This is a genomic window from Paenibacillus sp. 32352, assembly GCF_002042965.1.
GTDB classification, from domain to species: domain Bacteria; phylum Bacillota; class Bacilli; order Paenibacillales; family NBRC-103111; genus Paenibacillus_S; species Paenibacillus_S vulneris.
Genome location: NZ_MZNT01000006.1, coordinates 154,651 through 180,298 on the forward strand (window position 1 = coordinate 154,651; position 25,648 = coordinate 180,298).

Annotated in this window: 20 protein-coding genes; 11 read left to right on the forward strand and 9 right to left on the reverse strand. The window is 54.7% G+C overall.

Annotated features, from left to right (window positions below; genetic code table 11):
• Window positions 1–83: 83 nt before the first annotated feature.
• The 7 genes from B1728_RS15845 to cidR all read right to left on the reverse strand — a co-directional run bounded on the left by B1728_RS15845 (window position 84) and on the right by cidR (window position 10,131).
• On the reverse strand, window positions 84–1,553 hold the full coding sequence (locus B1728_RS15845; RefSeq protein ID WP_079911208.1) for an S-layer homology domain-containing protein: 1,470 nt from the start codon (window positions 1,551–1,553) through the stop codon (window positions 84–86).
• A gap of 230 nt (window positions 1,554–1,783) precedes the next feature.
• The gene (gene pdaA, locus B1728_RS15850; protein ID WP_079911209.1) at window positions 1,784–2,581 is read right to left on the reverse strand and encodes a delta-lactam-biosynthetic de-N-acetylase; all 798 of its coding nucleotides are present in this window, start codon (window positions 2,579–2,581) and stop codon (window positions 1,784–1,786) included.
• A gap of 57 nt (window positions 2,582–2,638) precedes the next feature.
• Complete coding sequence (locus B1728_RS15855) at window positions 2,639–3,931, reverse strand: polysaccharide deacetylase family protein (protein WP_079911210.1); 1,293 nt, start codon at window positions 3,929–3,931, stop codon at window positions 2,639–2,641.
• 14 nt (window positions 3,932–3,945) lie between these two features.
• Window positions 3,946–5,133: an MFS transporter gene (locus tag B1728_RS15860; RefSeq protein ID WP_079911211.1), complete on the reverse strand. Its 1,188-nt coding sequence runs from the start codon at window positions 5,131–5,133 to the stop codon at window positions 3,946–3,948.
• A 62-nt stretch (window positions 5,134–5,195) separates the two neighbouring features.
• Window positions 5,196–6,332: an MGDG synthase family glycosyltransferase gene (locus B1728_RS15865; RefSeq protein WP_179136040.1), complete on the reverse strand. Its 1,137-nt coding sequence runs from the start codon at window positions 6,330–6,332 to the stop codon at window positions 5,196–5,198.
• 456 nt (window positions 6,333–6,788) lie between these two features.
• Window positions 6,789–8,321, reverse strand: a complete 1,533-nt coding sequence (locus B1728_RS15870; protein ID WP_079911213.1) for an AraC family transcriptional regulator — start codon at window positions 8,319–8,321, stop codon at window positions 6,789–6,791.
• A 919-nt stretch (window positions 8,322–9,240) separates the two neighbouring features.
• The gene (gene cidR / locus B1728_RS15880; RefSeq protein WP_079911215.1) at window positions 9,241–10,131 is read right to left on the reverse strand and encodes a cidABC operon transcriptional activator CidR; all 891 of its coding nucleotides are present in this window, start codon (window positions 10,129–10,131) and stop codon (window positions 9,241–9,243) included.
• A 108-nt stretch (window positions 10,132–10,239) separates the two neighbouring features.
• Here cidR and B1728_RS15885 point away from each other — a divergent pair, with 108 nt between their 5' ends.
• Complete coding sequence (locus B1728_RS15885) at window positions 10,240–10,611, forward strand: CidA/LrgA family protein (RefSeq protein WP_079911216.1); 372 nt, start codon at window positions 10,240–10,242, stop codon at window positions 10,609–10,611.
• On the forward strand, window positions 10,608–11,285 hold the full coding sequence (locus B1728_RS15890; protein ID WP_179136041.1) for an LrgB family protein: 678 nt from the start codon (window positions 10,608–10,610) through the stop codon (window positions 11,283–11,285). The genes B1728_RS15885 and B1728_RS15890 overlap by 4 nt, the downstream gene beginning before the upstream one ends.
• 279 nt (window positions 11,286–11,564) lie before the next feature.
• On the opposite strand, the gene B1728_RS15895 is transcribed toward B1728_RS15890, so the two are convergent.
• Window positions 11,565–12,404 carry a helix-turn-helix domain-containing protein gene (locus B1728_RS15895; protein ID WP_079911218.1) on the reverse strand — a complete coding sequence of 280 codons (840 nt, stop codon included), beginning with the start codon at window positions 12,402–12,404 and terminating at the stop codon, window positions 11,565–11,567.
• A gap of 110 nt (window positions 12,405–12,514) precedes the next feature.
• On the opposite strand from B1728_RS15895, the gene B1728_RS15900 reads away from it, so the two are divergent.
• The 9 genes from B1728_RS15900 (at window position 12,515) to B1728_RS15940 (ending at window position 23,798) form a co-directional block, all read left to right on the forward strand.
• Window positions 12,515–14,059, forward strand: a complete 1,545-nt coding sequence (locus tag B1728_RS15900; protein WP_079911219.1) for a GMC family oxidoreductase — start codon at window positions 12,515–12,517, stop codon at window positions 14,057–14,059.
• 17 nt (window positions 14,060–14,076) lie between these two features.
• Entirely contained in the window at window positions 14,077–14,490 is a 414-nt protein-coding gene (locus tag B1728_RS15905) for a gluconate 2-dehydrogenase subunit 3 family protein (RefSeq protein WP_079911220.1), read from the forward strand.
• Between the two features lie 35 nt (window positions 14,491–14,525).
• A complete protein-coding gene (locus tag B1728_RS15910) occupies window positions 14,526–15,605 on the forward strand; it encodes a substrate-binding domain-containing protein (RefSeq protein WP_079911221.1) in 1,080 nt (359 codons plus the stop codon).
• An 81-nt stretch (window positions 15,606–15,686) separates the two neighbouring features.
• Entirely contained in the window at window positions 15,687–17,228 is a 1,542-nt protein-coding gene (locus B1728_RS15915) for a sugar ABC transporter ATP-binding protein (RefSeq protein ID WP_079911222.1), read from the forward strand.
• Between the two features lie 24 nt (window positions 17,229–17,252).
• Window positions 17,253–18,299: an ABC transporter permease gene (locus B1728_RS15920; RefSeq protein ID WP_079911223.1), complete on the forward strand. Its 1,047-nt coding sequence runs from the start codon at window positions 17,253–17,255 to the stop codon at window positions 18,297–18,299.
• 57 nt (window positions 18,300–18,356) lie between these two features.
• Complete coding sequence (locus B1728_RS15925; RefSeq protein ID WP_179136042.1) at window positions 18,357–19,346, forward strand: ABC transporter permease; 990 nt, start codon at window positions 18,357–18,359, stop codon at window positions 19,344–19,346.
• Between the two features lie 7 nt (window positions 19,347–19,353).
• Window positions 19,354–20,160: an AraC family transcriptional regulator gene (locus B1728_RS15930; protein ID WP_079911225.1), complete on the forward strand. Its 807-nt coding sequence runs from the start codon at window positions 19,354–19,356 to the stop codon at window positions 20,158–20,160.
• 114 nt (window positions 20,161–20,274) lie between these two features.
• On the forward strand, window positions 20,275–21,729 hold the full coding sequence (locus tag B1728_RS15935; protein ID WP_144027890.1) for an aldehyde dehydrogenase: 1,455 nt from the start codon (window positions 20,275–20,277) through the stop codon (window positions 21,727–21,729).
• A 293-nt stretch (window positions 21,730–22,022) separates the two neighbouring features.
• Window positions 22,023–23,798, forward strand: coding sequence for an RNA polymerase sigma factor (locus B1728_RS15940; protein ID WP_256865374.1), 1,776 nt, complete (start codon window positions 22,023–22,025; stop codon window positions 23,796–23,798).
• A 159-nt stretch (window positions 23,799–23,957) separates the two neighbouring features.
• Here the strand turns inward: B1728_RS15940 and B1728_RS15945 are convergent, their stop codons facing one another.
• Window positions 23,958–25,529: a catalase gene (locus B1728_RS15945; RefSeq protein ID WP_079911227.1), complete on the reverse strand. Its 1,572-nt coding sequence runs from the start codon at window positions 25,527–25,529 to the stop codon at window positions 23,958–23,960.
• Between the last annotated feature and the right edge of the window lie 119 nt (window positions 25,530–25,648).

Sequence of the window (25,648 nt, forward strand, 5' to 3'; positions counted from 1 at the left end):
TGTTGGCCGCCATAGGAAAAAAGAGCGGCCCATTCCCGACAGGCCGCTCCGTATTTTCACCTATTTAATTAACCTATGGTTATTTATTTCGTACTCAGGCTCACTCCCGCAGCGGTTGCCCAGTCTCCTGCAGGGGCTACTGTGTAAGTCGTTCCAGCGGCCAGCTTCGCTCCGTTTTGCAAATCAAACGTGCCTGTCGCCCCTTTGCGGCTGGTCAGCTTGTATTGAGCCGTAATTGGCGTTCCTCCGCCTGCCGGAGTCAGCGTCACGCTGCGCAGTGCAAACAGCTCATCCTTAGGATCCTGTGTCAATGTCACCTCAATGGAGGTCTCATTCACCTGTGCCGCCGATTGGATGGTCAGCGGAGCGACTTCCTTGGCCGTGAACGTGCCGCTGGCAATAGTAGCCCAATCGGAGGTCACCGTATATTTTACGCCCGCCTGGAGCTTCTGACCGTTCGGCAGACGGAACTTAGGCGCCTGTCTGCCGTCCGTAGCCTGGGTGAACGGCACATAGTTCGCAACGATCGTCTCTCCGCCCTCCGGAGTGATGTATACCTGCTTATCTCTCATGGAAGAAAGAATTTTGTACTGTTTGCCGTTGTACATGTTGTTCTCGTCCACAATGAACGCGCCTTTGCGGCTGGAGCTGTAAGAAGCGACCACGTAACCGTAGTCGGCTACCCCATCCTCCAGGCTGGATTCTACCTCGAAGGTATCCGCTGTCACTTGCTGTGCGGAACGAAGCGGAAGCTTTTCCGTATTCGCGTTAAACGTCATCGAAGTGCTGCCCTTGTAGCTCATCGTGTAGGTCGTGCCTTCTTTTTGCGGCGTCACGGGAACGATGTAGGTCTGGGTAGCTCCGGATTTCAATTGTGGGATGTTCAATATCTTCAAGCCGTTGTCAAACGTAATGTTCGCTTTGGCTTTATCCACATCCGTATTCTCTTTGGGAAGCGGCGCAGAGAACGTAACCTGCAGCGTGATAGCATTCAGCGGTGTAATGCTTGTAATTTGAATCGGAGCGATTTGCTGCGCTGCATAAACAAGCAGGGCGGCTTCTCCGCGGGTTGCGAACTTGCCGCTCGCGAATGCGCTGCCGAACTGGCCCTTCACTTGCTCGGCGTCGACCTTCAATACCGCTGCCGTGATCTCAACTAATTGCTCATGAGTGACAGGCTTGTTAGGCTGAAATTTGCCGTCCTCGCTTTTCATGGCACCAATGCTGACAAGGGCTGCGGCATAGGATTGGTACCAATCGCTGGAGGCTACATCGGACAAGTCAGGCTTGCCGGTCGTATTCAATTCTACGTGAAGCGCAAGGGCCACCATCTTGGCAAGCTCGGCGCGCGTTACATTTTGATTCGGTTTGAACTCCTGGTCTCCATAGCCGGAGATGACATCCTGCTTCGCCAATTCTTCTACAGCCGTTTTGTAGGCTGCTGCAGCTCCATTATCGGTAAATTGGACTGCGGCGGAGGCTGCAGGTACGATGGCGGACAAGCCGACAGCCGTTGTAATGACCCATGCTGCGAATTTTTTGCGGTTTATCATCAACTATCTCTCCTTTGGATTTCATCATGTTGCTTGCTGAAAGACTCTAGAGATAGATTACTCCGCAGACCGTTACAATCGAATAAAAAAACCGGGCAAAACATTAAAAAAACATAACAAGCCCAAAGGAGAGAACTCATCCGATGCTTTTAGAAATGAAAAAAAGCTCCTTCTGCAGGAGCTTCATAAATATGGACTATTGCCGTAAGGACTCTCAGCCTGCCGGGCTATTAATAAGTCTTCTTCTGCATTTGATCCAGGCTCTTGAACTCATACCCCTGCTCCTTGGCGGCAGCAATAATACGGCCAAGCGCCTCTGCGTTGTCGCTGGAGACGGAATGCAGAAGGATGACGGCGCCCGGATGCAGCTGGCTCATGACGTTATCGTAAGCGTACTTCCAGCCTTTTTGCGTCTTAGGGTCCCAATCGCGGTAGGCAACGGACCAGAATACGCTCGTGTAGCCGAGGCTCTTGCTCTCCGCGAGAATCCGGTTGTTGAATATGCCGCGCGGCGGACGCAGGTAATGCATTTCCTTCTGGCTGGTCAGCTTGCCGACCTCCGCCTGCACCTTCTCGAGCTCTTCTCTCAAGCGCTCGTTGGATATTTGGCTCATATCGGGATGACTCCACGAATGATTGCCAATCAGATGTCCTTCCTCCACCATCCGCTTCACCAGCTCCGGCTGATCCTTGACAAAATGCCCTGTCACAAAAAAGATGGCCGGAACCTTATGCTCCTTCAGAACGTCCAGGATTCGCCCCGTATAGCCGTTCTCGTAGCCGTTATCGAACGTCAAGTACAGCTCTTTTTGGGTCACATCCCCCAGGAAGATCGCTTCATTCTTCTGGATAATATCCTTGAAGCCCTCCTCGTTAATGGACGCCAGCTGCTGATTTCTGCTTTTCTTGAAACCGAAATGGTAAGGGTCTCCCCCATAGATAGCATCGGCAGCGTGTACGGCGAACGGAGCCATCACAGCACACAGCAGCAGCGAAACGGTCAGCATGGCCAATCGTTTCACAAGCATGTCACCCCTTCATCCTAGAATGTAAGATCAGGGATAATATGCCCTAACAGGGCGCGGTTATGTACCAGGGGAAACGGAATATCTTTTTTGCAGCTCCTTGGTCGATATGGCCAAAATTTTGGGTGTCAGAAGCTCCTTCTTGATCTCCAGCCGCTTCTTGCCTTGAGGATGGACGACCACCAGCAGCGTGCGCAAATAAAGCTTAGTCAGTACGAAAAAAATTCCGCGGGGCAAATCGGTTACCGTAAAGCCTAATTGCTTAGGTCCCCGGTTGATCATCGTGATGCCGTATATTCCTTTGACATCCTTCGTCGTCTCATCATTCATGAATCGCTCGGTCATCTTGGGCATAATCTGCTGCACCGCGCGTACCAGCTGGACGGCCAGCTGCATCATCGAACGGGTGTCCATGGCGATGCGGAACATCATTTCATTATTGAAATGAAGCTCAATCACCCGATCCCCTTTGCGGATCTCCTCTCCGTCCGGAAGCGCGATACGTTTGCCGTGATAGGTGCACACCCGGTAATAGAGCAGCCGGTTGTCCGGATCGACAGGCTCCAGCTCAAACCAGGAATGGTAGAGCCCTTCCCATTTCAGCCACAGCGATAACGGGAGCCGCTTGTACCAGCTAAGGCTATCCATTTGCTCGTTAGACCAGCCAATCTCATCTACGGTATGGAACGTAACCTGCTTCCGCTGCATTTCCTCAATAAAGGCATGCAGGGCTTGCAGCATATATTCCGGCGCGTCCGAATTCGCTCCTATCGTCTGGCCGCTGTCATGAAGCACGATCACTGCGCCATCCTTGAAGCGCGACAGAAGCCGGTGCTTGATCTTCACGGTGCCTCCGCGGCTCCGCCAATCCCCTACAATCAAGGACCACAGCACCAGGCGAAAATCTTTTAACAGCAAGAAATCGAACAGATTGATAATTCCCCAGGGCGGCCGGTAATAGACCGGTTTTTCGCCGGTAATGCTCTCAATGGCCTCGACGGCATGGTTCAGCTGCCTGCGCACTCTTCTTGGCGTCATGAAGGCATTGGTCCAATGGGAATAGTTATGGATCCCGACCAGATGGCCTTCCTCCTTCATTCGCATGATCAGCCCCGGGTACTGGACTGCCTTCGAACCGAGAACGAAGAACGTCGCCCGAATCTGATACCGCTTTAACAAATCCAGCAGCCGGGGGGTATAATCCGGGTCCGGGCCATCGTCGAAGGTGAGGAATACCGTTCGGTCCGCGTTTCCTTTCCGGTAGGCCCCCCAGCCGAACAACCGGACCAGGAGCGTCGGAATAATCGTGTACAAAGCCAGCACAAGGACAACCATCCAGACGAAGTAACCCATTTGAACTCACCCTCCTACTTCTTAAGTGCAGCCATCTTTCCCGCTCCCTCCGGAGGAGCCACGAAATAGTAAACCGCAATGAAGCCTAACAGCACGGCGCTGGTCATGATGGTGAAGCTTTCGCTGAAGGTGTCGGCAATCCAGCCTCCAAGCACCGGCCCGATAATGACCCCGATCCCTTCCACGCTGGAGAAGAGTCCCCATCCCATGCCCTGATTGTTTTTGGGAACATATTGGGCGAGAAGCGCATTCCAGGCCGGGAGTACCGCCGCATAGGATATGCCTAATAAAGCCGCAAGCAGCAGCGAGAGCCACAAATATTTGGCAAAGGTGAGCAAAAATAAGATGACCGCAAAGGCGGTGAAGCCTGCTATGAGAAACCACTTTTTCCCGAACCGGTCCGACAGCTTGCCCATAGGAATCAGAGCCATAACCGTGAACGCGCCTCCGGCAATGAGCAAATAAGAATATTGGGAATAATTGAAGCCGAGAACCTTAGAAGCAAAGCCGGGCAATACAGGGACTAACATCCCTGCTGCCGTTGTTTGTAGAGTCATGCCGGGGAGTAAGGACTTCATCGTGCGAAGCCGCTCCCATAGCATGGAGATTTGATCGCGAAGAGGAATTTGTGCAGGAGTCGATGCTTTTTTGTTCGAAATAAAAAAGGACAAGAGCAGGCTGATTCCCCATAATATCATCATGCACCAATAGGAAATGGAGTAGCTGATGTCCATAATGAAGTTGAGTACGACAGGACCCGACCCCAGTCCGGCAAGCCAGCAGGTGTACAGCAGTCCCATATGCTCCGCGCGATGCTCAGGTCTAACCTTGCTCAGGCAGACAAGCCAGATCGGCGACATGCCGATACCGAACAAAGCGGAGGCCCCGATGAGGAGCCACAAGGACTTTACACTGTACAACAGCCACAGCCCGCCCAAGGAAACAACGAGCCCGGCCGGCACGATCAATCGGAGCGGAAACCGGTCCAGCAAATATCCGGCATAGCATTTGATGAATGTATCGGTGACATAATGGACCGAGACGGCCCAGCCCACCGTCGTAACGGTAAAGCCCAGCGCATGTACCGCGTACGTCGGCAGGAAGGAGACGAGAAAGGCCCCCCGGACGAACTCAACAAGAAATAAAATAATTCCGTACAATAGCATATGCGCGGCAAAGGATCGTTTAGAAGAGGCTGTCATCGGTGTTCCACCTTCTTCCCTATAACCTATAAGTTAGTTATCCCCTGTTCCATGCGAAATATTTATGAGCCTACAATCACCTTATGGTCTATCGTGCTGAGCACATCGTCAGCGATAAAGTCTGCCGCGCATTTGGGATGCAGCAGCTTCATGCGACGCTTGATATCGACAGATCGGTATTCCTCTGACAAAAATTGTCTTACCTGCTCCGTCAGCTCTTCCAGATTGCCTGAGATGGACGCCACCTTCTTGCTCTCCAGGAAAACGGCATTTTCCTTTTCTTGACCGGCAAAAGGCTTGAATATAAAAATAGGAATTTGCAGCGCCAGCGATTCCGACAGCGTAAGACCGCCCGCTTTGGACACAATACAGGAAGAAATGGCCATTAACTGATGTATATTATCCAAAAATCCAAAAATGTGTACATCATCACGGCCCGCATACTGCATAAGCAGCTTTTGCTCCAGCTTATGATTTCTGCCGCAAACGACCGCTACCTGGCACTCCTCGATAGAGAGAATGGAGCGGATCATCTCCTCCACGTTGCCGAGCACCCCGTAGGAGCCTGCCAGAATAAGGATCGTAGGCTTCCCCGGGTCCAGCCTCGATTCGAAAGGATTGGGACTGGATCGGTCATACTGGATAAAGTCTCTCCGGATCGGAATGCCGCTTACCTCCACCTGACGCTCGGCAAGCCCCAGCGAGATCATCTGCTTCTTCAGCTCTTCCGCGGCAACATAATATTTGTCCATCTCCGGATGAATCCAGCGGGAATGAAGGGCGAAATCGGTAATGACCGTAAAGCATGGAATGCCCATGCTTCGGCACAACTCCGGTGTCGCACCGAAAGGAAACGTATTGATGACCGCATCCGGGCGCTCTTCCTCGATAATTTCCTTCAGTTTTTTTCTGCCTATAATATTGAAATACCGGTTCCATGCCAGGTCCGGCTTGGTTTCCCGGGTCATATAATAGCTCCAGCCGTAATAATCAAGACCGAATTTGGAGGTCTGGGTGCTTTTTAAATATAAGGTGGTTGTAATTGTATTCAAAAGCGGGTGCGCTTCTTTCATGAGATCGACAATAAGAATCTGGTCCGTACCTCGGGCAAGAAAGGACTGCTTCAGTGCCCGGGCAGCCTGTATATGTCCGTCACCGTAACTCGCTGTAAGGATCAGGATCCGTGGTCTGTGATTCATGGTAGCCTCCTCCCTGGAACCAATCGCACTACCGTTTTTCCTACTTCCATCATAGTTATTTCCCATATAAAAATAAACCACTCTGCCAACAACTATTCATCTCTGTATCCCCCAGTTATATCTACGTGGATCAAGGGCTCCGCATGCTCCCGGGCAGCCCGAAAGCATAAATTCCCTCCCCATAAACGCAGCCCAGCTTCACCCATTCCGTTGAGCCGCTCACGCAATTGAACTTAACACCAAGCTCCAACAGGAAGCAGCGAGCTCCCCCCGAAAAATACACGGTGTATTATTTTCTATACAATAAAAAAAGCTTGCTGTCCATAGACCCTGAAACCGGATGTATGATGACAGCAAACTTATTGTATCACGCTTTGGGCGGGCATTCACCCGATTTGCATATTAGACGGCGGGAAAGGAGGCTTCCCCTTCAAAAACCGGTGGATTCGGGAAGACTCAAGTCCCGGAGCGCAGCAGGTACTGCACGGTTTGATCGACCAGGCCATCGTGCGCCGAGGCATTGTACAGCAGCGGATCATCATGCCGGATGAAGAAGCAGCGCTTGCTTCTGCGGGTCTGCTTGAGCTCCTTCCAATGCTCGGCCAAGTGGTCGCAAAAGGCCTCCGGTTTGGCGGCGCCTACCAGGAAAAGGACATTGTCGCAATCCAGCGCGGCAACCTCGCTTAGGGAAGTGACATCCATCGCGCCTATATGGTGCGCAGGATCTGGAGGGGTCACCTGAAGGTCATCATAAAATAAATCCTTCATCTTCTTCATTTGCATGCCGAATACGCGAAAGCGCCTTTCATTGGAGGCGTGAACCAGCAAAACCGGTTCTTGCCCGAGATGCTGGCGTATGTGAAACCGCGCATTTTCCACCTTCATATCGAAATACGATAACCATCGCTCGGCGATGCTGGACAGATCGAACAGCTGGCTTATGTCCATCAGCCGTTCCTTCCACGGGTATTTCTTCCATTCGATCTTAACTACCGGTGCTATCTCGCCCAGCGCCCGATAGATCTCTTCTGTAACCGGCGGGGTCAAAATAAGCTCCGGCTCACTCGAAGCAACGGCCTTCAAAGCCTGCGCCGGTTCATCCATCCAGCCTCTTTCCAGGCATAGATGCGGCGTGATCCCGAGGACGGCCAAATCGCCGCGGAGGACCGGAGAAAGACAGGCGATTTTCTTCTTGGTGCGGGCCGCATAATCCGTCGGGGTCATCCCCATGTGCTTTTTAAACAAGCGGCTGAAGTAATATTCATCCGGATAGCCCACCGAATGGGCGACCTCGATCACCGGCGACATAGTGTTCGCCAACAGGGACAGCGAAGCGTCCAGCCGGATCTTCGTAATGAATTTGTGGGGACTGAGTCCGGTTTGCCGGCGGAACGCTTGATAGAACCGGCTCGGGCTGGCCCCGGATAACCGGGCGATATCCTCCATGTCCATCGCCTCCTGATAGCTCCGGAGCATATATTGCCGTGTCTGCTCCACGTAATCGACCAAATCCTGCTCCATTTCGCGCGGCTTCTGAACATACATCATGAGCGCCGCCACCATGGCATACAGATGGGACTGCAGCTGGTAGTACAATGCCGGCTCCATGCTTCCGCCATCGCTGAGAAAATCCTGGATCCAGCTGCGAATTTGCGGCATCCGGAAGCAGTAGAGCTGGACATCGTCCAGCAGTTGCCTGGGAGTGCACTGGAAACGGATAATCAACAGGTGCGCAGGGGCCGTATTCCTGTTCTCCAGCGCACATCGGGAATGGGGAGGAAGCATAAAGAGCTCTCCGCACAAGGCGGTGCCTGTTCGCTGCTGTTCGCTCACCTGCAGATGGATTTTAACTTTTTCTTGCAGCACAAAACCAAAGGCATGCTCCTCCAAGGTGAATAGTTCCTTGTGCCGCTGAACAGGAAGCTTAAATTCCTCCGCAGCGATATAGTCCAGACGAAGATGACGCATGGACTCGTGCCTTTGCAGCATGATAATCACGTCCTAGAATGTTATGCAATCTTTCCTTTCATATTAGATGAAAATGATTCTCATTGTCAAATGAATGAGTCCAGATATGGCCGCGAAGCCTTAGTCAGGATGCTTTTTCGACCTGGACGGTATTCCTTTTATTCCCATGCAACCTTTCTCAACCTCCTCCCGTCTATGGAGATGTCGACACGTTTTACCTTATGACGGATTGATCATTCCAGACCATACAAGCAGCTTTAGAAGCGGCACAAAGAAAGAAGTACAACTAGAGAGATAAATACAGATATGAAAAAGGTTATGATTTACAGCTTCCGCTGCGCCGAGTGTGTCCTTGTCGGGGACCTCCGCGTTTGCGGCGGCAGAAGGGTGTGAATGATTCTCCCACTCCTGTCAACGCTGAACAACGAGACACCTTTGTCCCCCCACGTTCTTCAGCGGCATTTTAGGGCAAGACGAGCATCGACGAGACCGGCGACATTACCAAGCGCATAATGGACGGCAAGGGGCTGCAGCAGAAGCAACATTCTGCGGCAGCCTCTTCTTCATGGAGAGCAATAGGGCGGATCGGCAAGCCGATAGCCGTCTCAGCTCGGCTCTCCTCCGCATACCGTATTAAGAAGACTGGATTAGGGGGATGAACCATGCTCCGGACACATGTCAAAACATACCGGCAGCGAATTGGAAAAAACCATTACATCATTATTAATATTTTCCAATCGGCTGAGGCAAAGGCAGAGTCTGGCAACGTGCTTGCCAGCAATGCCGTGAACGTGCAAATATGCAAGAGCCGCAAAAAAGGCGTTAAAATCCTCCCGGGTAATTTGCGCGGAGCCCTAAAATCTAACCTATTTATAATGAAAAGGACCGTTCCTTTCGGCAATACCGAAAAGGAGCGGTCTTCGTTGTTTCGCAGCAGGTCTCACACCGGCTGCCGGAGCATGCTCTGCGTGAAAGCGATCCATTCCCGGGCCGCGAATGACAGGTAGCTTTCCTTACGCCATATCATGGCCAAATGCCAAGGAATCGCCGGCTTTGTCAATGGAATCGTCCGCAGGCGTCTTGTGTCCAGCTCCCGGCAAATGGCCTCCGGCAATAAAGCAATTCCCAGATTAGCGGCCGCCATCTCGGTAATAAAATCCCATTGGGAGCTTTTATAGACGACATTAGGAAAGAAGCCCAGCCTTTCACATTCGGCTATGATCCGGTCGTGCAGGGCGAAATCCTCATGGAACAGGAGGAACGATTCATCCTTCAGGTCCATTAACGAAGCCTCTTCCTTCTCAGCCAGCGGGTGAGATGAATGAACGACCAGCATAAGCCGCTGCTTGACGAAGGAATAGAAGTCGAACAGCTCCTCGTTGGTGGGCAGCAAGATGACTCCGATATCGAGCTCCCCTGCTCCGACCTCCGCCTCTACCTTCTTAGAACCGTACTCGAACAGCTGCAGCGTAATGCCCGGATACTGCTCGCGAAACTTGCCGATCACCTGCGGGAAAAAGTTAGACCCTACCATCGGAGGAAGCCCGATGCGTATTCTTCCCCGTTGTACCTTCATCAGCTCGTCCAAATGCGAGGTCATCTCCTCGAAGGACTTGACCATATGCTGTGCCTGAGTCAGCAGCACGGCCCCCGCATCCGTCAGCTCGATACGCCTGCCGATCCGGTCGAAGAGAACAACACCGAGCTCCTCCTCCAGATTTTTGATCATTTTGCTGATCGTGGGCTGGGTAATATAAAGCGCCTGAGCGGCCTTCGTAAAGCTCTTCCAATGGGCGACCTCGAGAAAATACTGCAGGTGCCGCATGTCCAATAGGCTCCCCCCCATCCATAGACAAATGGAATGAAAAACATTCTGTATATGTATTTTACCTATGAAAGAAGCTGCTGTACACTTTTCAAAGGAAAGGGGCTGTCAGCCATGAAAACCATGCTTCAAATTATCGTTCAAGTGCTTCTGTTGATTGTCATCTCGTTTATTATGAACAAGCTCGTCGCGTGGCTACATATCCCTGTTCCGGGCAGCATTCTCGGCATGATTATCGTGTTCCTGCTGCTGCAGACCAAGGTGCTGCGCCGTGAATGGCTGGAGGCAGGCGCAAGCTGGCTGATTGCCGAGCTTCTGCTGTTCTTTATTTCCCCGGCCGTCGGCATTGTTGCCTATCCCCAATTACTGGTGAGCGACGGATTCCAGATCGTGCTGGTCGTTGCGTTAGGCACCATCGTCGTTATGGTGTCCAGCGGACTCGTCGCCCAGCATATCGCCAAACGTAAGGAGCGTGCGCAATCATGATCGGAGCCGTCAGCTTGATCGGCACCGTCTTGCTATATATTGTAGCCAAGCGGCTGTACAGGTATAAACCCATGTTCATCTTATCGCCCATCATCATTACGCCATTGGCGCTAATCATCCTGTTAGTATCGACGGGAACCTCCTTCGAATCCTACAATACCGGGGCCCACTGGCTGTCGGATATGCTTCAGCCGGCAACGATCGCCTTTGCAATCCCGTTGTCCAAGCATTTTCCGTTAATAAAAAAACACGCGACCGAAATCCTGGTCAGCGTGCTGGCCGGTTCTTGCGCAGCCGTAGCCTCGTCCATTTGGCTTGCTGAGGGGCTGCGGCTTAACGATCAGCTCGTCTTCAGCCTGCTCCCGCATTCCGTAACGACCCCGATTGCCATGAATGTCTCGCAAACGATCGGCGGCATTCCTACGATTACGGCGGTTGCCGTCATGATGACAGGAATATTCGGATCCGTGGTCGGACCTTATATTATACGCATGTGCCGCATCCGTAACGACATTGCCCGCGGCGTGCTTCTCGGTACCAGCTCGCATGGCGCCGGTACGTCGAAGGCCTTTGAATTCAGCAGCGTCTCCGGAACGGTATCCAGCATTTCCATGATTTTGGCCGCTGTCATCACGTTGTTCGTCACGCCCTGGATTATGGCAGCGGTGCTGTAATAATAGTTCCGATATTAAGAAACCATTTCCTTGATTGCTAAGACGAACCGCTTCCGTGTGAATTATGATGGCCTTGTAATCCTCGATTGCGGGCCCCTATTTCGCAGGATGTCAGACAGACGGCCTCAAGCCGTTCTTCCTGAAAAAAAGAACAGCCGGTATGTTTCGAGCACCGGTACGTTCTACACCTTCAAATGTAGGCGTTTACATCGTAGCAGATCGGCGGCAATTTATCGTGAGGAAGCTCTGCTCTCCGAGCAGCAGATCGTCTTTTCTGTTTTAGACCTCCTCCTCCCGGCTCACTTCTTGCATGCGATGCAGCGTCCTATATTTGTTCGGAGGCATTTGAACGGCGTCCTTAAACATGCGATAAAACGTGGAAACGGTTTCAAATCCAAGTTCAAAGCAGATGGAGGCGATGTCCTTGTCCGTCTCGGCAAGCATTTGCTTCGCCAATCCGATTCGGATGTCAGCCAAATACTGCATCGGCGTCATGTTGTACTGCTCTTTAAAAATATTGTTGATGTACCGCAGGCTGATCCCCTGCTTGGCGGCAATATCCGCAGCGCTGACGATTTCAAAGTAATGGGTGTCGATATAATGCCGGATCTTCTCGGCCCTTAAGCTATTCGCATCCGAAACCTGCAGCATGTGCTGGGAACGGGCGAGCAGGATCATCAGCTCCGATAAGATGATCTTCATCGCAAGCAGCCCAAGTCTGCTCCCGCTTGATTGCTCGAACAGAAGCTTGCGCAGCAAGAGCCTTAATTCGCTTCCGGTAAAAGGATTCGGCTTACATAGCTGGGATTGGTTGAAGAAAGCATGCAGCAGCTCTTCCCGTACCACGGCATCAAAGATCGCCTCGTCAAAAGCCAGCACGAGCACCGTCAGCTTCGAATCGGAAACGATGGAATGCTCCGAGTTCGGAACGATTACCGCCACGCGGTCTTGGCCGTAGGACTCCACCCTTTGGTTCAACGTAATTTTGCCCTCACCTTCCAACGCGTACAAAATCTGATGAACTTGATGATGGTGCGGCTTCATCACCTCACCGTCTACATGCTGAAACTCATACATCAGGATTCCCTCAGCCGGTAACTCAATTTTTTGCAAGCTCATATGGAATAGGCTCCCAGAATTGAAATGCACTGCTTGTTTTTATTATATGCTCTCCGTTAAATCGTTCACAAGTGCCAAGAAGATGCGAGTCAAGAAAGGGGTATTTCAAGATGTCGAAACTGCCCGTTGATGTCATCGTTGTCGGTTCCGGGGCCACCGGCGGTCTGGTCGCCAAGGAGCTAACCGATCATGGCTTCTCCGTAACCGTCATCGAAGCCGGCAAACGGTATAACCCGAACGCGGATTTCGCCAACGCCGAGGCCAACCACGCCAAAATCCAATGGACGGAGCCGCGCGTCTATGCGGGCAAGCATCAGGTCGCTCCCAAAACCGGCATCGGTGTAGGAGGAGGAACGTTAACCTGGCTGGGGGTCATGCCCCGGTTCCATCCGGAGGACTTCCGCACCTACAGTCTGGAGGGCGTAGGGGCCGATTGGCCCTTAAGCTATGAGGACCTTGCGCCTTACTACGCCAAGGTGGAAAGAGACTTCGGCGTCGCCGGAGACTGCGGGCCGTTCGCGCCCGAGCCGTATTCCCTCCCCATGCCGGCCCACCGCTTCAGCTGGCATGCCCAGGTGCTCGCGCGCGGGGCGCATAAGTCCGGGGCGCATCCGTTCGCCCCGCCCATCGCCATCAACTCCGTCGAGTACGACGGGCGGCCGGCTTGTACATACTGCGGCTGGTGTGCCGCGGGCTGTCCGACGGACGCGAAGGCGACCAGCCAGGGCACGTACCTGGCCAAGGCGGAGGCCGCCGGCGTGAAGGTCATCAGCGAGGCGTTCGTGCATCGCGTTCTATACGACGCAGCCGCCGGCCGCGTCACCGGCGTCCTCTACCTGGACGCCGAAGGGCGAGAGCACGAGCTGAGCGCGCAGCTCGTCATTCTTGCGGCTCATGCGGTGGAAACGCCCCGCCTGCTGCTCCTGTCGGCGTGTCCCGCCTTCCCGGACGGACTCGCCAACTCCAGCGGAGCCGTCGGCAAATACATGCTCAGCCATCCGACATGGCAGGTGTTCGGAACGTTCGAAGAGCCGGTCAACGCTTATAAGGGCATACAGATGGGGCAGGTCATGGTGCAGGACTACTACAAGCCGGATTCCCGCAACGATTATGCGCGCGGCTATGTTCTCCTGTCCTACATGATGACCCCGGTCACCTACGCCACATTGAGCGGCGATTTCGTAGGCCCGGAATTCAAGCAATTTCTGAAGGATTATCCGTACACCGCCGCCTGGTGGGCTCATGCCGAGGGACTTCCGAGCGAGCATAACACGGTGACGCTCGATCCCGAGGTCAAGGATCACCGCGGCCTTCCTGCGGCCAGAGTTTCGATCGAATGGCTTGATAACGACATTCGATTGGCGGGTGCCGCCCGGGATAAAGCCGCAGAGCTGATGGAAGCATCCGGCGCCCGCAAGGTGCGGGCCGGCCTGAATTATGGGGCTCACGCCATGGGAACCTGCCGCATGGGAGACGATCCCGATTCCTCCGTCGTCAATGAGTTCGGCCAGACGCACGACATTCCCAATCTGTTTATCTGCGATACGAGCGTATTCGTCACCGGCAGCGGCCTTAATCCGACGCTGACCGCGATGGCCATCGCCAGCCGGGCCGTGGACTATATCGCCGACCAGGCACGGCAGGGACAACTGTAACGAAGGAGCTGATACCTATGAGAAGGAATGCTGCCGAACAGGCGGAATGGCTTGCGGTGCTCGCCAACGGTGTGATTCCCGCTGATGAGACCGACCAAGGAGCCGCCGAGGCGAATGCGGGTCCGGTCCTCGCCGAAAGAATCGAGCGCGGCATTCACGCCAGGCTGTATGAGCTTGGCATCGAAGCCGCCGTGACGGCGGCGAAGGAGCAGTTCGGGCAGCCGCTGGCCCGGCTTGGGCCCGAGCAGCTACACGCCGTGCTGATGGCCTTGAAAGCCTCGGTGCCCGGGTTTTACAAGCAGCTCCGAACCGATGTCGCCGGGCTGTATCTTAACACGCCGGGCGTCTCCGAACGAATCGGATTTCCCGGTGCATCGGCGCATACGGGGGGCTACCCCGATTTCGATCAACCGCAAGAGCGCAGCAAATAAGGAACCGATCCCAGGCCCAGGAGGGAAGTGCGTCCATGAAGAAAAAACGGTCAATCCGATGGACAACGTTATTCGTCATTCTTTTGTTGGTTGGTGCAAGCCTGACTGGCTGCGCAGGCGGGAAAGATCCGGCGGGCGCCGGGGATAAAGAGGCCGGCAGTAAGACCAAGAAAGCCTATAAAATTGCTTTGAGCAATGCGTTCGCCGGAAACTCCTGGCGCTCGGAAATGCTGAAAATTTTTGAAGCCTATGCCCAGCAGAAGAAGGCCGCCGGCGAGATCAGCGAGTTTTATTCCTCAAGCGCAGGCAACGATCCGCAAGCCCAGATCAATGAAATCCGCAATATGATGTCCAAGGGCTACGACGCCATCCTCGTCGACGCTTCCTCTCCAACGGCACTGGTGCCCGTACTCCATGAGGCCGTACAGCGGGGCATTGTCGTCGTCGCCTTCGACAATACCGTGGAATCCGACAAGGTATATAACGTCAACACCGACCAGGTCCAGTTCGGCCGGGTTCAGGCGCAGTGGCTGATGGATCAGATCGGCGGCAAAGGCAACATTCTCCTGATCAAAGGCATCGACGGGATTTCGATCAACAGCGACCGGGACCAGGGCCATCGGGAGGTCCTCAAAAAATACCCTGACGTCAAAATTCTTCAGGAAGGCTTCGGAAATTACGATGATGCAACGACCTCTGTCGTGATTAACAACATGCTGGCGGCCCACAAGTCCAAAGGCATTCAGGGGATCCTCACGCAAGGGGGCGGCGAGAATGCCATCGTAGAGGCGCTGAAGCAGAACAAGCTCGATCCGGCTGCCATTCCTATGACCGGGGAGATGCTGAACGGCCTGTTCCGCCATATGAAGGAAAGCAAGGTCAAGGCGATTGCCGCAGGCCAGCCCCCTTACCTTAGCGCCGCTGCTCTCGATATTGCGCTGAAGGTGCTCAAGGGTGAGAAGACCGACAAAAAGACCATCATCCCGCTGCCTTACGATGACTACAAAAATGTAGACAAATGGTATGCGCCGGGTCAGCCGGACAATTTCTACGTCGACTGGACGGACCCATCCAACAGCTACGGATTGAAAATCGAGCAAATCTTGCAAAAGTAAGCTTCCATTAAGGGAAAGGGCCGGCCGCAAAACGATGATATCGGTCGGTCCCCTCACCCACACCAAAGCGAGGTGCCAAGGATGCCTACCGAGAATCGCCCGTTGACCCCGGCAAACCAGCCCGTGTCACCGGAGGAAGCCCTGCTTGAAGTATCGCAGGTGAGCAAAAGCTACGGCGGCGTGCAGGCTTTGATCGATTGCGATTTTTCCTGCCGCAGAGGCGAAGTGCACGCACTGCTCGGCGAGAACGGCGCCGGCAAGAGCACGCTGGTCAAACTATTGTGCGGCGTTGTTTCCCCCGATAAAGGCTCTATCCGATTCAAAGGCGAGGAAATGCGGTTTCGCTCCCCCATCGATGCCGCCCGCCGGGGGATTGTCGCGGTGTTTCAGGAGCTTTCCCTCGTTCCCGATCTTACCGTGTCGGAGAACGTGTATTTGGGACATGAGCCGAAGACTCGATGGGGGCTGATCGATTTTGCCCGGATGAATGTCATGGCCGGAGAGCTGTTCCGGGATCTGGGCCTGACCCTTCAACCCGAAGCGCTTGTCAGCAATCTGACGCTCGCGGAACGGCAGCTGGTCGAGATCGCCAAGGCGTTATCCCGCGACCCCGAGGTCATTCTGCTGGACGAAGCCACCTCTGCGCTGGGCCAGCAGGAGGTCGACCTGCTGTTCTCCCTGATCCGGAGACTCACCGATCGGGGCACAACGGCTATCTTCATCTCCCATCGCATGGATGAGCTGGAACGGATCGCCCATCGCGCCACCGTGTTCCGGGACGCCCGCTATGTGACCACCTTCGACTGGGGAACCGTCTCAGGAGAACAGATAGTAAGCTGGATTGCCGGTCGGACCGTGAACGAGACGTATCCGGCCAAAAGTGCCCTGCGCCGGGACGAAATCGCTCTAGATGTCCGTAATCTGACCAGCACAGGGCAGTTTTACGACATAAATCTGCAGCTGCGAAAGGGAGAAATCGTCGGCATCGCAGGACTTCAGGGGCATGGGCAAGGCCCCTTTCTTGAGGCGCTGTTCGGCTTACGTCCCATCGCCGGCGGAGAGGTTCAAGTATACGGGCGAAGGGCCGCATTGACCGGGCCGGCGGCCGCCATCAAGGCCGGCATTGCGCTTGTTCCCGAGGACCGCAAGCACGAGGGTCTGCTGCTGTCCCGCTCCGTTCGCGAGAATATCTCCTTGATGACGCTGCAGCATCGGCAGCAGCTGGGATTCATTCAAGCCGGCAAGGAACGGACCGCCGTTCATGAGATGATCCGGTTTTTGAATATCAAGACATCCCACCCCGATCTCGAGGTTGGCGGCTTGAGCGGAGGCAATCAGCAAAAGGTCGTCATTGCCAAGGCGATTCTGACGCAAGCGGACATCCTGCTTCTGGCCGACCCCACCCGGGGCATCGACATAGGGACCAAGTCGGAAATTTACCGGCTGCTGCGGCAGCTCGCAGAGGAAGGGATGGCGATTCTCCTCTACTCCACCGAGCTTTCGGAGCTGGCCGGGCTATGCGATCGCGTAGCCGTCTTCAAGCAGGGCCGGATGGCAGCTTTACTGGAAGGCAGGAGCATTACCGAGGAGCGGATGATTCACGCCGCTCTTGGCATCGCCTAACGTTACAGGAGGTGACCTGACAGGATGAAACCAGCTCCACATCGCAAACCCTTCGGCGCGCTGATAAGAAGAAACAAGGATGCGGCCATGGCTTATCTCATTTTAATGGCCATCCTCGTATTGTTCGCCTTCAATCAGTACGATTTCTTCACAAGGTACGGACCGCAATCCATTTGTAACCAGGTCGTTACATTAGCCGTTGCCGCTTTGGCGCAAACCGTCGTCGTGCTGACCGCCGGGATCGACTTGTCGATTGGGGCGATCATCGGGCTGACGAATTCCGCAGCGGCTACGATCATGGATCCCATTTCCGTATCGGTAGGCCATACCGGCTTCGGACTTGTTCTTACCCATCTCATTGTGCTGGCCATCGGATGCGCCGCAGGGCTCCTTAACGGGCTGATCATCGTATTCGGCAGGCTGCAGCCGATTATCGTGACGCTGGCGACCGCCTCCATTTATAGCGGGATCGCGTTATATATTCGCCCTACGGCCGGAGGCAAGGTGCCGGAAGCGTATACCGACCTGCTAACCGGGCGCGTGCTTACCTATATCCCGGTCTCCGCTATCGTGCTGGCCGTCTTTATGGCTCTGATCTGGGTGCCTCTGCGCCATTCCCGCTTCGGTCAATCCATCTATGCCATCGGCGGCAGCGAATACTCGGCCTTCATATCCGGAGTCCCGATTCGGCGCACCAAGGTATGGGCGTATACGATGGCCGGCTTGTTCTCGGCCTGCGCCGGTCTGCTGCTCACCGCCCAAACCGCTTCCGGCGATCCGCTCGGCAGCAGCCTGTTCACCTTGAACTCCATCGCCGCCGTCGTTCTCGGAGGCACAGCCTTGTCAGGCGGTAAAGGCGGATATGTTGGATCGGTGGCCGGAGCCGCCATTTTGTCGCTCGTGCTGGGTCTGTTGATTTTTTGGGGCGTCCCGTCCTTTTATCAAAATGCCGTTCAAGGGATCATCCTTATTCTCGCCCTGGCCGTGAGCATCCTTCAGAAGCAAAGAAAACGGACCGCAGCCCGCTACGCGGACTCTGCCCAGGCATCAGGCTCCGCCAGTTCCTCGTAAAAGGAATGGCTTATGAAGCAGGTTTTGGCTCTAGTCAGAACTATAAGGAGGGCCTTCATGAGTACGGATATGTTAAAACCGGCTTCCACCCGCCCCGGTGCGTCGGGAGCGCTTGCCTCACCGCTTCGCCATACAGGGGTTTGGAAAATTTATGCGGCTACCGCAGGGCTTTATGGGATATCGGGGATTATGCAGCCGCAGTTCTTCTCTGCGGATCATTTGATTCAGCTGCTCGTGATCTCTTCTTTTCTGGGCATTCTGGCGATGGGCCAGACCCTGGTCATCTTGACCGGAGGCATTGATTTATCCGTCGCCTACATGCTGAACCTGGGAGCGGTCATTATGACTCAAGCAGCCTCGGACTACGGCGGCGGGACCGCAGCCATCATCATGGCGGCGGCAGGCATCGCCGTTGGAGCGCTAAACGGCCTCGGTGTGGCATATCTCAAGATCTCTCCGATCATCATGACGCTCGCCATGAGCAGTATTTTGAAAAGCGTAACGTACGTCTATACCGACGGCAACCCCAAAGGAGCGGCACCCGACTGGTTGCGTTATCTCGGTACGGGTTCTGTGTTCGGGATCAAGCTGGCGCTTCTCGTGTGGCTGGTTCTTGCCGCTGCTATTGTGCTTTTGCTTGGCAAAACCACGTTCGGACGGAAAGTGTATGCTATCGGGACGAATCCTACCGTGTCGCACCTATCAGGGATCCATAACAAGAGGGTCCTCGTTCTGGTGTATACGCTAAGCGGATTGTTTGCCGTGCTGGCAGGCATGATGTCCGTCGGCTTCTACGGCCTCTCCTTCCTCGGAATGGGGGACACGCTGCTTCTCCCGTCCATTGCCGCTGTCGTAGCCGGAGGGACCTCCATTATGGGAGGGCGCGGGGGCTATGCGGGGACGATTGCCGGAGCCGTCATTCTCTATATTTTGATGAGTATTCTTACGTTATTGGACATGAGGGACGCAGGAAAACAAATCATTTACGGTCTTGTCATACTTGTCGTTCTGTTCTTGTACGGGCGTGCCAAGACTGCAAGGAGCTGACTTGTTCATGGTTGGAATCCACTTGTATGAAATGCGTCACAACGACGGCGAGATCATGCAGGAGCACCATCATGACATCCATCAAATCCTGTATGTTCTGGAGGGAAAGGGCAGAGTGGTGCTCGATGGGCGGAGCTTCGACTTCGAACAGGATCAGGGCGTCGTCATCGTCCCGCGAACGAGCCATTCGGTGCTTTCCGGAAGCCGGATGACCGTGCTGGTGCTCGAATTTGACGAAGCGATGCTGGATGAAAGCGTCCGTGAGGCACTGCTGCGCTCCCAGTTTGACCGTTCCAGACTCGTCCGGCTTGGCGGCTTCGGAAGCAAGGAGCTGCGGCAGCTGACGCGCAAAATGCTGTTCGAGCAGACGCGGGAGAACCTGCTGAACAAGCTGGCCAATGCGCTGTATTTATCCGAGCTGCTGCTTCTGCTCGTCCGCTATCAGCCCGCCACCGAGGCGGCCGCCGTGAACAGCCTCCGGGCCGAGAAGCTTCGCCATTATATCGATACGCATTACTTCGAAATTGTAGGCCCGGACGATATTTCCGCCAAGCTCGGCGTCAGTACGCGGCACTTGAATACCATTTTCAAGGAAGTGTACCACATGACTCCGCATCAATACCTCACGGACGTTCGAATGCGTCTTGCGCAAAAGCTGCTGGCCGAGACCGACAAGGATATCGCATCCATCTGCTTTGAAATCGGGTTTGAAACGCTGTCCACCTTCTATAGAACCTTCAAAAGCAGCATTCGCATGACTCCGAATCATTACCGGAGGCTGCATCGCGAGCGTCCCCTTACCAAGCGGGCTTGACTCAAGCGCTGTCCGGCCCGCTGTGTGACGCAGGATAACAAAGAACGAATCGGTCCTCTGCGCCGATACTGGCTAAAGCCTCATAACCTAAGATCCTAAAGGAGGAGTTTGAAAATGGAAACTATCGTGAAAGGTATGGATTGCTTGCATTTCATTGACGGCCGGTACGTTCATTCCCAGGAGCCCAAAACCTTCGATAATATCAATCCGGCAACGGAGGAGGTGCTCGGTCAAGTGGCTGAGGGAGGCCAAGCCGAGGTCGAGCTGGCCGTAGAAGCTGCCAAGCGGGCCTTCGACGGCGGATGGAAGCATTCCAAGCTGAGTGAGCGCGCCGCCATACTGCGCCGGATCGGCGATTTGATTCTGCAGCGCAAAGACGAGCTTGCCATGCTCGAAACGCTGGATACAGGAAAGCCTCTGTGGCTGTCAACGAATGTAGATATTCCGCGTGCCGCCGGCAGCTACCATTTCTATGCCAATTTCATCTCCACCATGGGAACGGAGGCTTATCCCAGCGAGGCTGGCGCCATGAACTTCGTCGTACGCCGTCCGCTCGGCGTCGTCGGCATGATCAATCCCTGGAACCTCCCGCTTCTTCTGCTCAGCGCCAAGCTTGCGCCGTGCCTTGCCATGGGCAACACCGTCGTACTGAAGCCGGCCCGCTGGACGCCCATGACCGCAACGCTGCTCGGGGAAATCTGCAAGGAGGCCGGTTTGCCGGACGGAGTCGTCAACATCGTGAACGGGGCCGGTCGCTCCGTAGGGGAAGCGATCTCCGAGCATCCGGATGTGCGCGCGATTGCCTTCACCGGGGAAACAACCACCGGAAAAAGCATTATGAAGGCCGGATCAGCCAGCCTGAAGCGCTTATCGTTCGAGCTGGGCGGCAAAAACCCGAACATCATCTTCGCGGATTGCGATCTGGACGAAGTGGTCGATACGTCGCTGCGCAGCAGCTTTATTAACCAAGGCGCCGTGTGCTTGTGCGGCTCGCGGATCTATGTACAGCGCCCGATCTATGAAGCCTTCCTGGAGAAATTCATTGAACGCACGCGCCAGCAAACGGTGGGCGACCCCCTCCAGCCGAATACAAACATCGGAGCGCTCATCAGCAAGCAGCATTACGATCGGGTGCTGGATTATATCCAGTCTGCAAGAGAGGACGGCTGCGTGATCGAAACCGGCGGCAATCGCGCCGATGGACTTGATCGGGGCTTCTACGTGGAGCCGACCATCATAACCGGAGTCGATGCCGGGTGCCGGGTGGTCAATGAGGAAATATTCGGTCCTGTCGTCACCGTACAGCCTTTTGATACCGAGGAGGAGGTCATCGCCCTCGCTAACGATACCCACTACGGTCTTAGCGCATCCATCTGGACGAAGGACAGCAGCCGGGCCTTCCGGGTAGCGCATCAGATCGAAGCCGGGCTGACCTGGGTGAATACCTGGTTCCTGCGTGATCCGAGAACGCCGTACGGCGGTGAGAAGCAAAGCGGCATCGGCCGTCAGGGCGGGATGTTCAGCCTGGACTTCTACAGCGAGGTTTCTACCATCTGCATCAAGTATTAAAGCTTCGGCGCTCTTTGTTGGGTTAGCAAGCAGCTTCGCAAAGCTTAAGCAGGCCGTCTTCCTTTACGGCGAGGGCGGCTTTTTTCGCATGGCTGTTCAAGCAAAACCGCGCTGCATTTTTGAAATAGATGGTAAAATAATCAAAGAGCATAGCCCTATAAATCAACCCGTTCCGACCATTTGGGTTCACATAAAGTCAATCATGATCCACACCTTTATTTTTTGGCCGCAGTTGTCAGAATACCCGCTCCTGAAGCGTCAATGTAACAAGAATCTACGTAAGGAGGATTTCCTTGAGCACTGCATCATTTACACCGCTGGACCCCCGGGATGAAGAAGGAGCTGTTCCAGAGCTTGATGATAGGGATGACCGCTTGCTGGTTGAGCAGGCCAAGGCCGGGGATCGCGAGGCCTTCGGGGAATTAATACGAAGACATAGAGCCCAGGTGTACGGCTATGCCCGTTCTATAGCCCAGGAGCCCTTCCTAGCGGAGGATATCGTGCAGGATGCGCTGATTCGGGCTTTTCTGCATCTCGGGACATTGGTAGATACCGAGAGGTTCCTCCCTTGGCTGCACCGGATCGTGCGCAACCAGGCGTACACTAGGCTAAGGAGCCGTTCCGTCGCCAAAGAGCAGTCCTTCTCCGCCCTGGCACCGTCCCAGGGGTCCATAGAGCCCTCGGAGGATACCTGGCGCGATCTCGATTACATCCTGCACCGTCTCTCCCAATCACGGCCTCCTGCCGGGCAAGAGACGAATCCGGAAGAAGCTTTGCTCCGGCGGGAGCTGATGGATACGATCGGCGGCATATTAGGCTGTCTCAACCGCAGAGAGCGGCAAATCTTCGAATCGCATTTTTTCGACCACTTGTCCCCTCAGGAGATTGCCAAGCTGTTTCAGCTCTCTTCCGCCAATGTGTATCAGATTATTTCCCGGGGCCGTAAAAAAGTGATTCAGGAAAAGCTCCGTATTTCTGTAGATCATTACATGAAAAACAGAAGGGATATGGGACTTATGAAAAAGACTCTGCTGCCTAACAACGCTGCAAGCCACGAAGGAGGAACCTGGACATCGGCCGCCTCAGCTATTCATCGCATTCTGGGCTATACGGACAAAGCCTTCTCCCTTCCCATGGTCATGGGCTTGACCGGTCACGCCTTTCGCATCAATATCGGGCCGGGAGACGTCCATATCGGCGGACCGACCAGCTTTAACTTCGGAGATATCCTCACCAAGGGGCTGCTCAATCTGGGCTTCCGCTGCCGTTTCGTTGACGGGCTCCGGAAGGATGGTCCGGGACCAAATGCCAACCTGGTCGATCCGTCCCTGCTAACGGAGCAAGCAATGCACAAAAGGTCGATGCACAAAGCGCTTCCCGAAGCGCTGGAGCTCATCCACCGTTCCATCGACCGTGGGCTTCCGGTGCTGTCCTGGGATCTATTTATCCCCGAATTCGGAGTCATCTACGGCTATGACGATGAACAGCGACAGCTGATGGCTGCGGAATTGTGCAGAGAGAAAGCTATTTCCTATGACAACCTCGGACGGGGGATCCTGGAGGATCTATTCATTCTTGCCATTGAGGATTCCTTCGAGACGGATGACCGTACGATGCTGCAGGGTGCGCTGCGCATGATCCTCGATCATTATCAGGGAATAGAGGAGGAAGCCCCGAGAACGGTTCGGGGACTTGCGGCTTATTCGACCTGGATCGAAGCGTTCCGCGGCGGAGCGATCGAGCCTAATGGTCATTCCTATAACGTCGCCTTCGTTCAGGACGCCCGGCATTTTGCAGCCGCATTCTGGAACGAGCTGGCTGACGGATGGAACGGCTCCGACGAACGGGACGCACGCATTCGCAGCTTGTTCCGGGAGGCAGCCGTTCTGTACGGGGATATTGCCCGCCGGCTACTGCCTCTGCGCAGCCTGTTTCCCTTCCCCTCCGGCGGGGACCCTAACTCTCCTGCCGCGGCGGAGCAAGCCGTGCCGATTCTTGAGTCGGTGCTTGCCCTTGAACGGCAAGCGGTCAGCCTGCTCGAAGCGATAGATAATGAGCTGCGCAGCTAATCCTGCTTAGGTTGGCATGACCGGCATTGGATGGAAGCTTCTCTCGGCCCCTGATGCAAAATAACCCTGCAAAATAGCGCCTAGCTTGGAGCTGATTCAGGTGCTTTGGGAACCCCAAAAATAAGGCGGCGGGCCGATTCCTAAGCCCGCCGCCTTCCTTTAATATGGACCTGCACTGTGCCCCTCTTGCTGAGCCTTGCGGACCGCCTGTGCCGGATCTGTCTGACCGCTCTCGATGCGGTTCCGGTCAGCCTTGGATAGCCCCTCGGCTACTCGCCTGCCGTAATCGGCATCCGCCTCCGTGAAATGCCGGATCATCCTCTCGCGAATGCCTTCGCTGCACTTCGACAAAGCATCGACCAGATTCGAGATCAGCTCTTCACGCTCCCATTCTTCAAAGGCCCGGTACGTATCGCCCGCTTGTCCGAAGTTATTCGTTCGCGGAATGGCCTCGCGGGTCAATTTGGCGTTATAGTGCGGCTCATGCTCCTTGCCATGCCGCTTCGCTTCCTCCAGCCCGCCTAGGGAGGAAGGCTCATAGTTGACATGCGGATTTTGCCCCGGGGCCCGGTCCGGCCGGATCTGCATCTGCCCCCCGCTCTGATTGGTCGCCACATGGGTTCTAGGCGCATTGATCGGAAGCTGCAAGTAATTCGTCCCGACCCGGTACCGCTGCGTATCCGAATAGGAGAAGGTACGGCCCTGCAGCAGCTTGTCATCCGAGAAGTCCAGGCCGTCTACCAGAACGCCGGTTCCGAATGCCGCCTGCTCCACTTCCGTGAAATAATCGACCGGATTGCGGTTCAAGGTCATTTTGCCTACACGCAGCAGCGGGAACTGATCCGTCGGCCACAGTTTGGTGGGATCCAGCGGGTCAAAGGACAATTCGGGATGCTCATCATCGGACATGATTTGTACGCATAGCTCCCATTCGGGATGATCGCCCCGCTCAATGGCCTGATACAGATCCAGCGTGGCGTGGTTGAAATTGATCGCTTGAATTTCGTTGGCTTCCTTTTGCAGCAAATTTTTAATGCCCTGCTTTAACGGCTCCCAGTGATATTTCACCAGCACCGCTTCTCCCGCCTCATTCACCCACTTATATGTATTGACGCCGGAGCCCTGCATTTGCCGGTAGTTAGCGGGAATTCCCCAAGGGGAGTACACAAACGTAATCATATGGGTAGCCTCTGGACTCATCGACACAAAATCGAAGAAGCGCTCCATATCTTGCACATTCGTGATCGGATCGGGCCTGAAGGCATGAACCATATCAGGGAATTTCAGCGGGTCTCTAATGAAGAAAATTTTGAGATTGTTCCCGACCAAGTCCCAGTTCCCGTCCTCCGTGTAAAATTTGACGGCAAAGCCTCTCGGGTCCCTTAAGGTTTCGGGAGAATGACCGCCATGAATCACCGTCGAGAACCTTACGAACACCGGCGTCTCTTTGCCCGCCTCCTGAAACAGCTTCGCCCGGGTGTACTTGGATACCGGCTCTTCTCCAACCTTCCCGTAAGCTACAAATACTCCGTGAGCTCCTGCACCGCGCGCATGGACGACGCGCTCCGGAATGCGCTCCCTGTCGAAGTGAGTAATTTTCTCAAGATAATGGTAGTTCTCCAACGTGCTTGGCCCCCGGCTGCCTACCGTGCGAATATTCTGGTTATCCGCTACCGGATGTCCCTGACGGGTAGTCAACGTCCGCTGCCCTGAGTCGGTTTCTTTATGCATCCTTTTCTCTCCTGTCCCTATGTAAAATCATCCTGCATTAGCTTGTCCCAAAATCAGGAGCTCATCCTTGATCCCTGCTGCCGATAGCCCTTCTTTAATGGAGGCTTGCCCGGCGGCCG

What these genes read in the sequence shown, in the direction of transcription:
- B1728_RS15935 (WP_144027890.1), top strand. Translation starts at nt 20,275, where the DNA reads ATGGAAACTATCGTGAAAGGTATGGATTGCTTGCATTTCATTGACGGC.
- B1728_RS15865 (WP_179136040.1), bottom strand. Translation starts at nt 6,332, where the DNA reads ATGAATCACAGACCACGGATCCTGATCCTTACAGCGAGTTACGGTGAC.
- B1728_RS15905 (WP_079911220.1), top strand. Translation starts at nt 14,077, where the DNA reads ATGAGAAGGAATGCTGCCGAACAGGCGGAATGGCTTGCGGTGCTCGCC.
- pdaA (WP_079911209.1), bottom strand. Translation starts at nt 2,581, where the DNA reads ATGCTTGTGAAACGATTGGCCATGCTGACCGTTTCGCTGCTGCTGTGT.
- B1728_RS15845 (WP_079911208.1), bottom strand. Translation starts at nt 1,553, where the DNA reads ATGATAAACCGCAAAAAATTCGCAGCATGGGTCATTACAACGGCTGTC.
- B1728_RS15895 (WP_079911218.1), bottom strand. Translation starts at nt 12,404, where the DNA reads ATGAGCTTGCAAAAAATTGAGTTACCGGCTGAGGGAATCCTGATGTAT.
- B1728_RS15915 (WP_079911222.1), top strand. Translation starts at nt 15,687, where the DNA reads ATGCCTACCGAGAATCGCCCGTTGACCCCGGCAAACCAGCCCGTGTCA.
- B1728_RS15885 (WP_079911216.1), top strand. Translation starts at nt 10,240, where the DNA reads ATGAAAACCATGCTTCAAATTATCGTTCAAGTGCTTCTGTTGATTGTC.
- B1728_RS15870 (WP_079911213.1), bottom strand. Translation starts at nt 8,321, where the DNA reads ATGCTGCAAAGGCACGAGTCCATGCGTCATCTTCGTCTGGACTATATC.
- B1728_RS15910 (WP_079911221.1), top strand. Translation starts at nt 14,526, where the DNA reads ATGAAGAAAAAACGGTCAATCCGATGGACAACGTTATTCGTCATTCTT.
- B1728_RS15900 (WP_079911219.1), top strand. Translation starts at nt 12,515, where the DNA reads ATGTCGAAACTGCCCGTTGATGTCATCGTTGTCGGTTCCGGGGCCACC.
- B1728_RS15925 (WP_179136042.1), top strand. Translation starts at nt 18,357, where the DNA reads ATGAGTACGGATATGTTAAAACCGGCTTCCACCCGCCCCGGTGCGTCG.
- B1728_RS15930 (WP_079911225.1), top strand. Translation starts at nt 19,354, where the DNA reads ATGGTTGGAATCCACTTGTATGAAATGCGTCACAACGACGGCGAGATC.
- B1728_RS15890 (WP_179136041.1), top strand. Translation starts at nt 10,608, where the DNA reads ATGATCGGAGCCGTCAGCTTGATCGGCACCGTCTTGCTATATATTGTA.
- B1728_RS15945 (WP_079911227.1), bottom strand. Translation starts at nt 25,529, where the DNA reads ATGCATAAAGAAACCGACTCAGGGCAGCGGACGTTGACTACCCGTCAG.
- B1728_RS15860 (WP_079911211.1), bottom strand. Translation starts at nt 5,133, where the DNA reads ATGACAGCCTCTTCTAAACGATCCTTTGCCGCGCATATGCTATTGTAC.
- B1728_RS15920 (WP_079911223.1), top strand. Translation starts at nt 17,253, where the DNA reads ATGAAACCAGCTCCACATCGCAAACCCTTCGGCGCGCTGATAAGAAGA.
- B1728_RS15855 (WP_079911210.1), bottom strand. Translation starts at nt 3,931, where the DNA reads ATGGGTTACTTCGTCTGGATGGTTGTCCTTGTGCTGGCTTTGTACACG.